The sequence below is a fragment of the Pseudomonas sp. KH_017 genome (assembly GCF_057840285.1).
In genome coordinates, this window is sequence record NZ_CM174509.1 from 292392 (window position 1) to 305575 (window position 13184).

Sequence of the window (13184 nt, forward strand, 5' to 3'; positions counted from 1 at the left end):
CCGTTAGCGGTTGCTGGACATGAATTGTTTGCAGCGCGCCGAAAGCGGGTTTTCGAACACCTGCTGTGGCGATCCTTGCTCTTCTACCAGGCCCTGGTGGAGGAACACCACTTCGCTGGAGACCTGACGGGCGAAGCCCATTTCGTGGGTCACGAGCAGCATGGTGCGGCCTTCTTCGGCCAGCGCGCGGATGACATTAAGTACTTCCTGGACCATTTCCGGGTCAAGCGCCGAGGTCGGCTCGTCGAACAGGATGACCTTGGGCTGCATGGCCAGGGTGCGGGCGATGGCCGCCCGTTGTTGCTGGCCGCCGGACAACTGCGCCGGGTAGGCATGGCGCTTGTCGGCGATGCCGACCTTGGCCAGCAGGGCTTCGGCCACTTCGATGGCTTCGGCCTTGCTCTGGCCGAGCACGCGGCGCGGGGCTTCGATGATGTTGTCGAGCACGCTCATGTGCGGCCACAGATTAAAGTTTTGAAACACAAAACCGATTTCGCTGCGCAGGCGATTGATCTGCTTGCCGTCGGCGGCCACCAGTTCACCGTTCTTCGCGGCCTTGAGCTTGAGTTCTTCGCCGGCGACCAGGATTTGCCCCTGGTGCGGGTTTTCCAGCAGGTTGATGCAACGCAGGAACGTGGACTTGCCGGAACCGGAGGAACCCAGGATCGAGATCACATCGCCGTCGCGGGCGGTCAGCGAGATGCCTTTGAGCACCTCCAGCGAACCGTAGCGTTTGTGCAAGTTGCGGATTTCAAGCGCGGGCGTGGCCTCAGCCATGTGCGTTCCTCATATATGTTGCGCTCCTGCTGTTGGCGGCCTTCCTGGCGAGGCGGCCAACCTAGCATAGCGTTTCAATGGCAGCCAACAGCGCTACGGACGGTAAACGGCTGGTGTGTGGCAGGTTGTCGCATCGGCGCAGCAGACTGTCGCCCCATCAACAACCGAACAACTGTTTGAACCTTGCCTGTCGATAAAAAGCGCGGTGGCTGCCGCAAAAAAAGGCGCGATGTTGCCAGCTTTGACAGGGTGTTGGAAGCGCTATCCGGCCAAATGCACCGCTTGTGCACTTTTAATGTGCGCGGAGCCATTTTCAGGTGTGTTTCCGGTGCGCTGATTCACCACACAAAGTGGGTGGCAGGGTAACGCTCTGGCGAAGTGCCATTAAATTCAATGGGTTGCGATGACTGTCCGGTCTGGTTGGAATCACCGGGCTAGAAGGATTTGAAATATTTTGGCGCAATTATTGCGTGCAGAATCCAGAACGCCCTGTTGGCTTCTTTTTACGAGAAGGTCCGCCGAACGGGATGCACGCATTCGCTTCTCCTTACAAAGGTAGTTTTAATGAGCAGTACCCAAAGCTCTAATGGCCTCGAACAGGGGCTCAAACCGCGCCACGTAACCATGCTATCGATTGCCGGGGTTATCGGTGCCGGCTTGTTCGTTGGCTCGGGTCACGCCATCGCCGCTGCAGGTCCGGCTGTTCTGTTGGCTTACGCCGCCGCTGGCATGTTGGTGGTGCTGGTGATGCGCATGCTCGGCGAAATGGCCGTTGCCTCGCCGGACACCGGTTCGTTTTCGACTTACGCCGACCGCGCGATCGGTCACTGGGCCGGTTTCACCATCGGCTGGCTCTACTGGTGGTTCTGGGTGCTGGTGATCCCGCTGGAGGCCAACGCCGCAGCGACCATCCTGCATGCCTGGTTCCCTGGCGTGGACATCTGGGCCTTCGCCCTGGTCATCACGATGCTGCTGACCGTGACCAACCTGTTCAGCGTGAAGAACTACGGTGAGTTCGAGTTCTGGTTTGCCCTGATCAAAGTGTTGGCCATCATCGGTTTCATTGTTGTGGGCCTCATGGCGATCTTCGGCTTCCTGCCGGGCAGCCAGGTCAGCGGCGTTTCCCATCTGTTCGACACCCAGGGCTTCCTGCCAAACGGTATGGGCGCGGTGTTGGGTGCCATCCTGACCACCATGTTCTCCTTCATGGGTACCGAGATCGTGACCATCGCGGCCGCGGAGTCGAAGAACCCAGGCAAGCAAATCTCCAAGGCCACCAACTCGGTCATCTGGCGGATCGGCTTGTTCTACCTCGTATCGATCTTTATCGTCGTGGCTCTGGTGCCTTGGAACGACCCGGTACTGGCAAGCCTGGGTTCCTACCAGACTGTGCTTGAGCGGATGGGCATCCCGAACGCCAAGATGATCGTCGACATTGTGGTACTGGTTGCTGTGACCAGCTGCCTGAACTCGGCGCTCTACACTTCGTCGCGGATGTTGTTCTCCCTGGGCAAGCGCGGCGATGCGCCGGCCATGTCCAACCGCACCAACAAAAGTGGTACGCCTTACTGGGCGGTGATGTTGTCCACTGGCGCTGCGTTCCTGGCAACTTTCGCCAACTACGTGGCCCCGGCTGCCGTGTTCGAGTTCCTGCTGGCCAGCTCCGGCGCCATCGCATTGCTGGTGTACCTGGTGATTGCGATTTCGCAACTGCGCATGCGTAAGCAGCGTATAGCGTGCGGCGAGAAAATCGCCTTCAGCATGTGGCTGTTCCCGGGCCTGACCTACGCGGTGATCGTCTTCATCGTCGCGGCGCTGACCATCATGCTGTTCCAGGATGCCCATCGCGTGGAAATTCTCGCGACCGGCTTGCTCAGTGCCCTGGTGGTAGCGACCGGCTTGCTGGTGGCTCGCCGTCGCAAGCTGGAAAAGCGTGGCGCGGTAGTGCTGAACTGATTCATGCCGCGTAATGCAAAACGGCCGCTGTCAGTGATGACGAGCGGCCGTTTTTGTTTCTGTCGATTGTTCTGTGTTCAGTCGACATGAACCCAGTCTTCTACACGTAACCCCAGAACGCGCTCGAACTCCCGCAGGTTGTTGGTGACCACGATAAACCCGCGTGAGCGTGCGTGCCCGGCAATCATCTGGTCGTACGGGCCTATGGGTTTGCCTGCCTTTGCCAGCTCGGATCGAATCATCCCGGTGTGTGCTGCTGCTTCGTTGTCGAAGGGCAGGACTTCAAGTCGGGCGGCGAAACCCTCGATGACCTCCAGGTTTTTTTCGGGGGCTGCCGATTTTTCCGCGCCGTAAATCAGCTCCATCAGCGTGACCGCACTGATGCACAGTTGACCGTGATGACGATTGAACGCCTCCCGTACCACCTGTGGTTTGTTCTTGATGGTGAAGATGCAGATGTTGGTATCGAGCATGTACTTGATCATCAGAACGACTCACGCTCCTGATCGGCGGGTTGCTCGCGATCGGTCATGAAGTCTGCCGTGATGCTTTCGCCATCGAACCAACTGTCCCAGGTTTCACCGGCGGGCGTGATGATGCGGCTTCTGCCGACGGCGACGACGTCGACTCGTTTCACGTCGCTTGGCATGGCTACAGCTTTCGGCAGGCGAACGGCCTGGCTTCGATTGCTCATGAAAAGGGTTGTCTGTTCCATTTGGACCTCCTGCGCTTTTGCTGGCGCGATGAGTCCAAAGGATAGGTTTTGCGTTGGATATGTCAACGGGATATACGTTGTGTCTGACGGAAGGAAAGTGCTCGATTCAGAGCCCAAAAAAGGCCGCTGTCAGTGATGACGAGCGGCTTTTTTTGTTTAAGTCGTAACCTTTACTCGGCTTTTTCTTCCGCTACTTCCAGCGACTCACGGTAGACATCCAGCGCAGCGCTGAAATCGGCGATGAACTGCGGCTCGCTCAGCCAGGCTTGGGCGGTCTCGCGATCCATGCCGTCGGCCCACATGCGGTAGTCGATCAGCATGTCGGCGGCCAGGTGGGTGGCGGCCATGCCTTCGTCGTCGGCGTTTTCCATGTCCAGCAGTTCTGGATGGTCGATGATGATAAAGGCGAGATTCGTCAGCAACACCGAGAGCATTTCGCTGCGGCTGACGGCTTCTGCGTCGCGCATTTTGCTGAACATCGCCAGGGTGTATTCCGGGATCGGCTCGGCGAGGTGACCAAGGTCATCGTCCAGCGCGGCGGGTTTGCGGCCGTGGATATTGATCTGCTTGGCTTTGGCTTTTGCGCGCTTGGCGCGTTTCTGTTGCTTGTTCAGGGAGGCCATGGGAACTCAGTTCGGTTTCTGTTGGGTTTGCGCGGCAATGGCGTCGGACGCCGCCACGTAGTCGGCCTGGAAGGCCGGTGATTCGATCCACGCCAGGGCGCCGGCTTCGTCGGTTTCGGCCGACCATTGGCGATATTCGATCAGAGCAGCGAGGATGAAGTCTGTCGCTGTTTCCTCACCTTCCTGCTCCAGTACCAGTGCGATAAGCGGATGTTCCAGAAAGGCCGCACACATGGCCTGCTGGCTGATCTTTTGTGCGTCGATCATCTCTTTGAACATGTCGGTCAGATCCACCGACTCGAAGTCGATGCGATCGTCGTTCGGGTCCAGTTCCACCGGCGCGGCAGCCCGCTGGGTGCGGTTCTGCTTGGCCTTGGCCTTGGCGCGGGAGGCGCGTTTGTGCTGCTTGTTGGCGGAGGCCATGGGTGTCGTTCCGTATTCGTTGAAAGGGCAAAAGGCCTAACTGCGTGGCACTCGCCGCCCGGGAGTATCGGGGGCCAGTTCGCCGTTTTGCAGCCAGGCCAATGCAATGGGCCATAGTGTGGCTTGGTATGCGCTGCGAAAAAAGGCGAAATGTCCGACTTCTTCTTCGCCGATGTCTTCGGGATGGATGCGCAGGTGAGAGTTTGTGCTGCTGGTGAAGTAGCCGAGCAGGCGTTCGATGGCCGGGACCGTGCCGTAGGGGTCGTCGCTGATGCTGATGGCCAGGGTTTGCGCGGTGACGCCGGCAAAGGGCAACGGTCCGGCGGCTTTGCTGATTGTGCGGCCGCTGGAGCGCTTCTCGAAACGGGCAGTGGAGAAGCTCCAGTCACGGACCACGCCGGCGGGTGTGTCTTCCAGCCAGCCAAGGCGTTTGCCCGGAAAGTAGCCGTAGATCATCGTCACCAGTGGCATCAGCACATGCCACTTGGCGAACATGCGCCAGCGATGGGCCGGCGCATAGTCGCGCCAGTAGGCGAATTGTGCACCGACCGTCACCAGACGCCGGATCAGGTGCCCGGACGCCCCCAGGCCCGCTGCACAGCCGCCAAAGCTGTGGCCGACCACATCGATAGGCTGCCTTGGGAACTCACGCTGTGCGCGCTTGAGCATCGCCTCGAAATCCAGCGCTCCCCAATCGGTCCACGAGGCTTGAAGCCCTTTGAGTGATGCCGGTCGCGACTCGCCGATGCCGCGGTAGTCATAGGTGATGACATCGAAGCCGTGGGCGAACAGGTAGTCGGCGAAGCGCGAGTAATGGCGACAACGGACCGAGGTGGCGGCATTGATGATCACGACCGGACGAGCGGCGTCCCGAGAAGGGTGTCGCCAGGTGAAGCCGCCGAGGATGAAACCGTCCGAAGCGGTTTCCTTGAACGGTTTGCCGGGGGTGGTATCCGGCAGTGGTAACTCGATGCGAGTGGGGGCCAGTGGAGGCGTGTCCTGCAAATTCATCGGCGTCAGTCCTTTGCGGGTAGCTGCCAACGATAGTCTTGATGCCGTTGATGAACAATCCATTCGCCTCAATGCGGTTGTTGATCGAGCAGTCGTTCTTCAAGTGCCGCCCGTTGCCGATCCAGTTCGTTACGCAGTTCCTCTTCACTCGGCAGGACAAGCTTGTACTTGCTGGCGAGTAGTTGCTCGTTGCCTTCCAGCACTGAGTAACGCACCACGGATTGATCCTTTTGCGCACAGAGAATGATGCCGACGGTGGGGCTGTCTTGCGTGCCGCGCTTGAGGTCGTCGTACATGCGCACGTACATGTCCATCTGCCCCACATCCTGATGGGTCAGTTCGCCGCGCTTGATATCGAAGATGACGAAGCACTTGAGCAAGTAGTTGTAGAACACCAGGTCGATGCAGAAATCTTTGCTGCCGATACTGATGCGTTGCTGGCGGGCAATGAACGCGAAGCCCTTTCCCAGTTCCAGCAAGAAGCCCTGCAGTTGTTCGATCAGCGCTTGTTCGAACTCGCTTTCCTGAAGCTTGCCGGCATTGGGTAAACCAAGAAACTCCAGTACCACCGGATCACGGATGAAATCCCGAGGGCTGGCCTTCATGTTTTGAATGTGGGTGGCGGCCTCCTGCTTGACGCTGCCGCGATCGCGGCTCGCCAGCAGGCGTTCGTAGTACAGCGTATTGATCTGGCGCTCCAGCGCTCGGCTTGACCAGTTTTGGGTGGCTGATTCGTTCATGTACCAGAGACGAGCGCTGTCGTTGTCGACCCGAAGCAGATGGCGGTAGTGGGTCCAGCTCAATTCGGGGTGCAGTGCGTCACGAATTGGAAAGGCTTGATAGAACAGACGCATATACCGAAGGTTGGAAGCGTCAAATCCCATTCCGAACTCCGCAGTTAGCACTTTGGCCAAGGTCGACAGTAACTCTTTGCCACGCCTCGCCCGTCGCGCGCCGCTCTGTTCGAACTCAACGATGTGCCGGCCAATTTGCCAACAGGTTTGCACTTGAGCGGTATCGACCGCCCGAAGCACCTTCTGACGTGCCTGATGGATCAATTTTCCAAGGTTGCCAGGCAGTGATGCGAGATTGCGGTCGTGAGTATCGTTGGGTGTGAGGGCCGTCATGAGGTCTTCCGCAGCAGGTTGAACAGCGAAAGAGAATGACAAGTGAGCACCCTTCGAAGATGCCGGGAGTTACTGAGAAACAGGCAGGAAATACCGGGTTCGTCGGCAGGACGGGTCTGAATTTGGGCGAGGGCTGAGGAACAAGTGGTGTAGTACGTTTCGTACTCAGGCCAAATCAATCTAAACCCCTCCCTCCGGCTGGAAATCCAAAGAGTGTAACGATTGGGTTCTGCAGAACCCGGGAGTCGTCATCATGAAATACCTCCCGGCAGGACGTTGCCGATGTTGGCAGTGGTGCAGTCCGTAACCTGGTTTTCCATTGGAATGATGCGAGTTAATCAGAGGCTCTGAACCATAGGTGCTCCAGGCTCAAGACCTGAAGCGACAAAACCCGTGATCCCGGTGATGGATGCACGGGTTTTCTCAAATGAAGATTGAGAGTCTGGCGACGTGGAGTGGGTGCATCGTCAGATCCCAAGCAAAAGGAGGCGCTGGTCATCACCGAGTGATGATCATAACGAAGCCAGTGTCTGGATGAGTGCAACGCGTAAAGGGTTGGTTTCTACGCTCAGCAGCTTGATGGCCAAGGCGCAGCAGACCACGATCAACATAGGTTTGATCAGCCGTGGTCCGACCCGGACAGCGGCCCGTGCACCCAATTGAGCACCGACGAAGGCCGCCAAAGCCATGGCAATGGCTACCGGCCAGATAATCACACCTTTGGTGATAAAGACCGACAGAGAACCGAGATTGCATGAGGCATTGGCAAGTTTGGTAAAGCTCATGGCCCGCATCATGCCCAAGCCGCAGAGCAGTACGAATCCGACGATAAAGAAAGAGCCCACACCGGGGCCAAATATACCGTCGTAGAAGCCAAGAGTCGGCGCAACGCTAAACGAAAAAAGCAGAATGCCGATTCTCTTGCGTCGATCTTCATTGGCCAGCTTTGGAGAGAGCGCAAAATAGATGGCTACCAGGATCAGCATGATAGGTACGCAAACTTCCAGATAGCGCTTATCAATAGAGCTGACCAGCAAGGCACCACTGGCGCCGCCAATAAATCCGCAGATAACCAGGAAGCGGCCTTCGCGCCACTCGATCATTCCTTTGCGAGCAAAGGTTACAGTTGCCGAAACAGTTGCCGAAGCGGCCTGGAACTTGTTCGTGGCAATCGCACTGATAGGGTCCACCCCAGCCAGAAACAGTGCAGGCAATGTGATCAATCCGCCCCCACCAGCTATTGCATCAAAAAAGCCGGCGCAAAATGCGACGAGCGCTAACAGGCTAATTACATCCCAAGACATTCCGATCCCTCTTTTACAGTTACTGGCAAGTCATCCCAAAGTCAGCCCTGCAGCCTCAGCGGGTCTTCTGAAATAACGATAGGAGACGAAAACTTCGACAGGCCAAAAATGCGAACTAGCACCCGTCTGTTGTCTTGGATGATGTCCCGGCCGTGGAGCGCCCGAACGTTATTGATGAGCAAGGCGGACTCTTGCGTCAGCGTGTATTCGATTGGAGTTGCTTCGCCTACGCTCTGGCAAAGAGCGGCGTAGGCCGTTTTGACAAAGCGAGAGGCGTTATCGCTGACCGAAAATCGGTATGAGTTGAAACGGGCCGCGAATCCGACCTTGTCATCGAACTCCAGTATCGAAACATTGCGCCCGTCCCCTCCCTTGCCACTGACGAAGGAGTCACTGCGGGTGAACTGAAAATTCCCTGTAGTCAGGGCGAGGCAGTTGGTTACACCGATTTTTTCCAGCACGGGTGGCAGCGCAATTACCGAAGTCGGTTCCAGGCTCGGGTTCCAAAGGGCGGAGAGTATGAGCGACGACGGCGATGGGGAGTGCCCGTTTTTTGCGTTTATGGCGCACCAGTAAGGCGCCTCGGTGTGTGGGCCGAGCGCCAGGCCTGAGTGGGAACTCAGTTCTTTGATGTCCGGCTCGGTAGGGATTTTGCTCAGTCCGCCCCCCTTGAAGTTGGCCACCAGTCGAACCAGTTTTCCTTCATTGTCCATGTCGTAGGCAAAGGCCCTGTTATCTACCAGTTTCAACAGGATCTGATTACGGGCGGCCAGACAAAGGACGTCGCTTCGGTTTTCCAGGGAAGTCTGGTCTGGTAGTTCATCTGGAGGGCAGACGTCTGAGATTTTTTGCAACCCATCAAAGATCAACGCGGAAACAAGGCCATCGGAATAGGCACTCAACAGTTCGCATTGGTCTTTCGAGAACGAGAACTTCAATTCAATAGCTGCCAAAGCGGCTTTGGACTTGGCTCCGGGTGCCTGCGGCCCGCCGATGGCGGCCAGTTCTTCGGCGAACATGTGCAGCAATGCTGACTGCTGGATATCAAAGCTGAACGTTCTGATTTCTTGTTCGGTAAAAAACTCAGCGGTTTCGACGTCTGGTTGAATGGCCTCAGTCATTGTCTTCCCTGTTGTGTCTCTGCTCCCGCCTGTGCGGCAGCTTATTCTCCGATTCTGCACAAGCCGATGATCAGCGTATGTCATCCAATTCCGTTAAAGCATACGGAGCGTTCCGACAAACCAAGACACTGTCAGGAAGGGCCGATTTCCAATGTCTGAAGCTTTTGGGGGGACTCAGCCCCGGCAACCATTACGGGCACTTGCTGGCGTGGCGAGAGGAAGTGGGGAAGTGTCGCTTCGATGGTGGCTGGACCGGTGCCTCATCAAATCGCAGGCATAAAAAAACCCTGAATCTTGCGATTCAGGGTTTTCGGTATTTGGTGCCCAGAGACGGAATCGAACCGCCGACACGGGGATTTTCAATCCCCTGCTCTACCGACTGAGCTATCTGGGCAACGGGGCGCATTAAACGGGTTTTTCAGGGGGTCGTCAAGCAAGTTTTCAAAAAAATTTTAATTATTACCGTCGCTTACGTTCCGACCCCCGATAAATCGGGGTTATTCCGACGGCGGCACGTAGCCTTCGGCCTTGGCGTAATCCTCGCCGGAGAAGTACTTGTCCATCTCGCCCTGAAGATATTTGCGATCTTCGGCGTTCATCATGTTCAGGCGTTTTTCGTTGATCAGCAGGGTCTGGTGTTTCTGCCAGTCAGCCCAGGCCTTTTGCGAGACGTGGTCAAAAATGTCCTGGCCTTTGGCGCCCGGGAACGGAGCGCGCTCCAGGCCTGGTAATTCTTCTTTGTACTTGCGGCACATGATGGTGCGGGTCATGACGACTCTCCTGCGTTCAATACGGCGGCCGCGCGTTCGAGCAAGGTTTTGACCGGGGCGGCAAGGCCCAGGCGCGGCGGGGTGGCGAGGTTATACCAGAGCCAGTCAGCCTCGGCCACGTGATGGCCGGACTCCTGGACCTGAACCAGCCAGGGTTCGATGGATAACTGAAAATGGCTGAAGGTGTGCACCAGGCTCGGTAGTGCCTGTTGGGTGCCCAGTTCCAGCGAATGCTGCGATGCCAGATGCGGCAGGTCGTCGAGGTCGTCGAGTTCCGGCAGGCTCCACAAACCGCCCCACAGGCCCGTGGACGGGCGACGGTAAAGCAGGATCGCACCCTCGCCGTTGGCGAGCATCGGCATCAATGTGCGTTTCTGCGGGATGGCTTTGCGCGGCTTGGGGATCGGGTAGCGGGTTTCCAGGCCGAGCATGCGCGCCTCACAGCCCTTTTCCAGCGGGCACAGCAGGCAGCTCGGTTTGCTGCGGGTGCAGAGTGTGGCGCCCAGGTCCATCATCGCCTGGGTGTAGGCGTTGACGCGGGTCTGCGGCGTAAAGCGCTCAGCGTTGGCCCAGAGCTGTTTGGCGACCTTCGGCTCGCCGGGGTAGCCCTCCTGCGCGGTAAAGCGCGCCAGCACCCGTTTGACGTTGCCGTCGAGGATCGGCGCGCGCAGGCCCATGCTGATGCTGGCAATGGCGCCAGCGGTGGACAGGCCGATCCCCGGCAGATCAGTGAGTTTTTCCACGTCCCGGGGGAATTCGCCGCCGTACTGCTCGACGACGATCTTCGCGGTCTTCTGCAAATTGCGCGCGCGGGTGTAGTAACCCAGGCCAGTCCATAGGTGCAGCACTTCATCTTCCGGTGCCGCCGCCAGGGCTTCGACCGTTGGCAACGAGGCCATGAAGCGGTCGAAGTAGTTCAGCACGGTGCTGACCTGGGTCTGCTGCAACATGATTTCCGAGACCCATACCCGATACGGGTTGATGTCTTGCTGCCAGGGCAAATCGTGCCGGCCGTGGCGGTCGAACCAGTCCAGCACCGCCGTTGAAAACTGCTCGGCTCTCATCGCTTGAACAGCTCCTTGAGCGCGTCTTTCATTTTCGGGTCGACCTTGTCGCCCCATTTCTCGTCGATTTTTTCGCTGATCCTGTCGCCAGCCAGTTTGGCCGCGACCTGGCTCATGCGGTCGTTATCCAAACGGCAAGCCTTGGCGCCCAGTTCCAGCGGGCCGCGGCAGCGCAGTGGCCACTCGACACCGACAAACTTGTCGCCAACCTGACAGGCCGGGTCCGGCATGGCGCTGGTATCGCCTTCGACGATGATGCCGACGCGGTAGTCCATGCCCAGCACGCGCAGATCGATGTCACCGTCACCGTTGACGGTCATGCCCGGGATGCGCGCTTTCAGGTCGGGGTTGCTGGCCACGCCGTTACGCAAGGTCAGGTTGCCCTTGAGCTCCTGGAACGGTGTGTCTTTGCCCCGCGGCTCACCGTTGAGGGATTTGCGGTTGAGCGTGGCGATGCCTTTGCACAGCTGTTGCTCAAGGTTGGCGTTGAGCAGCACGCCATTGTTGATGACAAAACTGGCATTGCCGTTGAGGGTTTCGATCAAGGCTTTCTGGCTGTTGCCGCTGCCGGTCAGGCTGCTGTTGAGCGTGACCAGGCCTTTGACCGGCGGGTTCTTGCCCTGGCTTTCGAGGATTTTTTCTGCCGGTACCCGGCTGATCTTCGTCTGCAGGTTCAGCGCCGGCACTGGCTGGCGTACATCGAGTGTGCCGGTGGTTTCGAAGTTACCCTCGTACAGGTCGCCGCGCAGGTTGGCCAGTGTCAGCAGGCCTCCCTGGCCGGTGGCCTTGAGCGCGGCGTTATGGATCGGCAGTTTTTGCAGGGTCAACTGGCCGAAGGTCAGGTCGGCGTCCACATCGAGCTTGCTCAAGCGTTCCACGGGCAACAGGCGCTCGCTGCTCCAGGCGTCCTTGGTCGGCGCGGGTGGTAATGGAGTGCTGCCGGCACCGGCCATGGCATTGGCTTCGGTGCTGGCGACTTCGGCCTGGCGTACTTGTGTCGCGCTATTGGCCTCGGCGGATTTCGGTGGCAGGTAACGGTCGACGTTGAAGGTGTCGGCCTTGAGCACGGCGCGCAGCGACTGCTTGGCGTAGTCTTCGACGGCAATGCGGCCGCTGAAGGTGCTGTCGTCGACTTTCAGGTTGAGGTCGTCGAACGCCAGGCTGGTGGGTGTTGCTGCCAGACGGCTGACCAGTTCGACCTTGCTCAGGCTGCCTTCGGCCATGGCCGGGAGTTTCTGGCCGATGCTGTCGACGAATTTCGCCAGGTCGAACTGGGCAATCGAGATACCGCCGCTGACCTGTGGGGTCTTGTCGAGGTCGTTGACCTTCAGTTCACCCAGTGCCCGCAGTTGGTTGGCGGAGATCTTGATGCCGGTCCACTCGGCGACATTGGCGGCCCTGTCCAGCACCAACTGGCCCTGGGCGGAGAAGGTCATGGTCTTGCCTTGCAGCGGGTCGCCGGTCACTTCGCCGGACAACTTCATGTCTTCGAGCTGATAGCGCTGCAGTGCACGTGCGATGCGCACCTCACCGTTGAGCTCGGTGCGCACTCGCAATGCCGGCTGGTTGGCTGACAGGAAAGCCGTGAGCTTGAGCGGAATGTTGACGGAGTCGTGAACCGCACCGGTGCTCAACTGAATGCTTTCGGCGCTGAAGCTCTTGCCGGTTTTTTCGTCGCTGTATTCGACCCGTGCGTTGTTCACGGTCAGGCTGTCGATGTCCAGGCGGATCGGCTGAGCCGGTTTTTCCGCCGCGACGCTGGCTTCGGGCGCAGGTTCGCCAGCGGCCGGCGGGGTGCTGGTCGCGTCGGAGTTGGCCGCTGCCGGCAGTTTGCCGACGTCTTGCCAATTGCCGTGGCCGTCCTTGTCGCGGATCAGGCGCAGGTTCAGGCCCTCGACGCGCACGTCGCTCATCTGCACTTCACGGCGCAGCAGCGGCAGTACGCGCACCGACAGGCCGAGCATCTGCAAATCGGCAAACGGCTCGGTCGGCTTGATCAGGGTCGCCACACTGGCGTCGTGCAGCTCCAGGCCCAGCCACGGGAACAGGCTCCAGCCGATATCGCCATTGAGCGTCAGCTCGATGTGGGCCTTGTCGCGGGCAATCTGGCGAATCTCGTCTTTGTAGTCGTTGGGATCGAAGAGGTGGGTCAGGGCAAAGCCCAGCGCCACAATGATCAGCAACAGCCCGAGAAGTACCAGACCCAGGATTTTGCCGAACGCTTTCATGGGCGAGTCCTTGTAGTTAATCGAATTCAAAATTTAGCCGAGGAGTATAGCGCCCCCGAACAGAC

General features: G+C 58.5%; 13 protein-coding genes and 1 tRNA gene. 1 reads left to right on the forward strand and 13 read right to left on the reverse strand.

Features of this window, described 5'->3' with window-relative positions; all coding sequences use genetic code 11:
• Window positions 1-3: 3 nt before the first annotated feature.
• Entirely contained in the window at window positions 4-777 is a 774-nt protein-coding gene (locus AC3IT6_RS01335) for an ABC transporter ATP-binding protein (RefSeq protein WP_007972784.1), read from the reverse strand.
• Between the two features lie 564 nt (window positions 778-1341).
• On the opposite strand from AC3IT6_RS01335, the gene gabP reads away from it, so the two are divergent.
• On the forward strand, window positions 1342-2733 hold the full coding sequence (gabP, locus tag AC3IT6_RS01340; protein WP_489354050.1) for a GABA permease: 1392 nt from the start codon (window positions 1342-1344) through the stop codon (window positions 2731-2733).
• 77 nt (window positions 2734-2810) lie between these two features.
• On the opposite strand, the gene vapC is transcribed toward gabP, so the two are convergent.
• The 12 genes from vapC to AC3IT6_RS01400 all read right to left on the reverse strand — a co-directional run bounded on the left by vapC (window position 2811) and on the right by AC3IT6_RS01400 (window position 13119).
• On the reverse strand, window positions 2811-3218 hold the full coding sequence (gene vapC, locus AC3IT6_RS01345; protein WP_489354051.1) for a type II toxin-antitoxin system tRNA(fMet)-specific endonuclease VapC: 408 nt from the start codon (window positions 3216-3218) through the stop codon (window positions 2811-2813).
• Entirely contained in the window at window positions 3218-3448 is a 231-nt protein-coding gene (gene vapB, locus AC3IT6_RS01350) for a type II toxin-antitoxin system VapB family antitoxin (protein ID WP_056725827.1), read from the reverse strand. Before vapB ends, vapC begins: the two co-directional genes overlap by 1 nt.
• Window positions 3449-3618: 170 nt before the next feature.
• Complete coding sequence (locus AC3IT6_RS01355) at window positions 3619-4071, reverse strand: hypothetical protein (RefSeq protein ID WP_489354052.1); 453 nt, start codon at window positions 4069-4071, stop codon at window positions 3619-3621.
• A 6-nt stretch (window positions 4072-4077) separates the two neighbouring features.
• On the reverse strand, window positions 4078-4494 hold the full coding sequence (locus tag AC3IT6_RS01360; protein WP_150726507.1) for a hypothetical protein: 417 nt from the start codon (window positions 4492-4494) through the stop codon (window positions 4078-4080).
• 36 nt (window positions 4495-4530) lie between these two features.
• The gene (locus AC3IT6_RS01365) at window positions 4531-5505 is read right to left on the reverse strand and encodes an alpha/beta hydrolase family protein (RefSeq protein WP_489354053.1); all 975 of its coding nucleotides are present in this window, start codon (window positions 5503-5505) and stop codon (window positions 4531-4533) included.
• Window positions 5506-5573: 68 nt separating this feature from the next.
• Entirely contained in the window at window positions 5574-6632 is a 1059-nt protein-coding gene (locus tag AC3IT6_RS01370; protein WP_489354054.1) for a PDDEXK nuclease domain-containing protein, read from the reverse strand.
• A gap of 512 nt (window positions 6633-7144) precedes the next feature.
• A complete protein-coding gene (locus AC3IT6_RS01375) occupies window positions 7145-7936 on the reverse strand; it encodes a TSUP family transporter (RefSeq protein ID WP_489354055.1) in 792 nt (263 codons plus the stop codon).
• A 41-nt stretch (window positions 7937-7977) separates the two neighbouring features.
• Window positions 7978-9057: a hypothetical protein gene (locus tag AC3IT6_RS01380; protein WP_489354056.1), complete on the reverse strand. Its 1080-nt coding sequence runs from the start codon at window positions 9055-9057 to the stop codon at window positions 7978-7980.
• Window positions 9058-9375: 318 nt separating this feature from the next.
• Window positions 9376-9451 (reverse strand) — tRNA-Phe (locus AC3IT6_RS01385).
• A 103-nt stretch (window positions 9452-9554) separates the two neighbouring features.
• Window positions 9555-9827, reverse strand: coding sequence for an oxidative damage protection protein (locus AC3IT6_RS01390; protein WP_007989188.1), 273 nt, complete (start codon window positions 9825-9827; stop codon window positions 9555-9557).
• Window positions 9824-10891, reverse strand: a complete 1068-nt coding sequence (gene mutY / locus AC3IT6_RS01395; protein WP_223443225.1) for an A/G-specific adenine glycosylase — start codon at window positions 10889-10891, stop codon at window positions 9824-9826. Before mutY ends, AC3IT6_RS01390 begins: the two co-directional genes overlap by 4 nt.
• Window positions 10888-13119: an AsmA family protein gene (locus tag AC3IT6_RS01400; protein ID WP_489354057.1), complete on the reverse strand. Its 2232-nt coding sequence runs from the start codon at window positions 13117-13119 to the stop codon at window positions 10888-10890. Before AC3IT6_RS01400 ends, mutY begins: the two co-directional genes overlap by 4 nt.
• Between the last annotated feature and the right edge of the window lie 65 nt (window positions 13120-13184).

Coding starts and splice junctions, on each gene's coding strand:
- AC3IT6_RS01335 (WP_007972784.1), bottom strand. CDS start 777: ATGGCTGAGGCCACGCCCGCGCTTGAAATCCGCAACTTGCACAAACGC.
- gabP (WP_489354050.1), top strand. CDS start 1,342: ATGAGCAGTACCCAAAGCTCTAATGGCCTCGAACAGGGGCTCAAACCG.
- vapC (WP_489354051.1), bottom strand. CDS start 3,218: ATGATCAAGTACATGCTCGATACCAACATCTGCATCTTCACCATCAAG.
- vapB (WP_056725827.1), bottom strand. CDS start 3,448: ATGGAACAGACAACCCTTTTCATGAGCAATCGAAGCCAGGCCGTTCGC.
- AC3IT6_RS01355 (WP_489354052.1), bottom strand. CDS start 4,071: ATGGCCTCCCTGAACAAGCAACAGAAACGCGCCAAGCGCGCAAAAGCC.
- AC3IT6_RS01360 (WP_150726507.1), bottom strand. CDS start 4,494: ATGGCCTCCGCCAACAAGCAGCACAAACGCGCCTCCCGCGCCAAGGCC.
- AC3IT6_RS01365 (WP_489354053.1), bottom strand. CDS start 5,505: ATGAATTTGCAGGACACGCCTCCACTGGCCCCCACTCGCATCGAGTTA.
- AC3IT6_RS01370 (WP_489354054.1), bottom strand. CDS start 6,632: ATGACGGCCCTCACACCCAACGATACTCACGACCGCAATCTCGCATCA.
- AC3IT6_RS01375 (WP_489354055.1), bottom strand. CDS start 7,936: ATGTCTTGGGATGTAATTAGCCTGTTAGCGCTCGTCGCATTTTGCGCC.
- AC3IT6_RS01380 (WP_489354056.1), bottom strand. CDS start 9,057: ATGACTGAGGCCATTCAACCAGACGTCGAAACCGCTGAGTTTTTTACC.
- AC3IT6_RS01390 (WP_007989188.1), bottom strand. CDS start 9,827: ATGACCCGCACCATCATGTGCCGCAAGTACAAAGAAGAATTACCAGGC.
- mutY (WP_223443225.1), bottom strand. CDS start 10,891: ATGAGAGCCGAGCAGTTTTCAACGGCGGTGCTGGACTGGTTCGACCGC.
- AC3IT6_RS01400 (WP_489354057.1), bottom strand. CDS start 13,119: ATGAAAGCGTTCGGCAAAATCCTGGGTCTGGTACTTCTCGGGCTGTTG.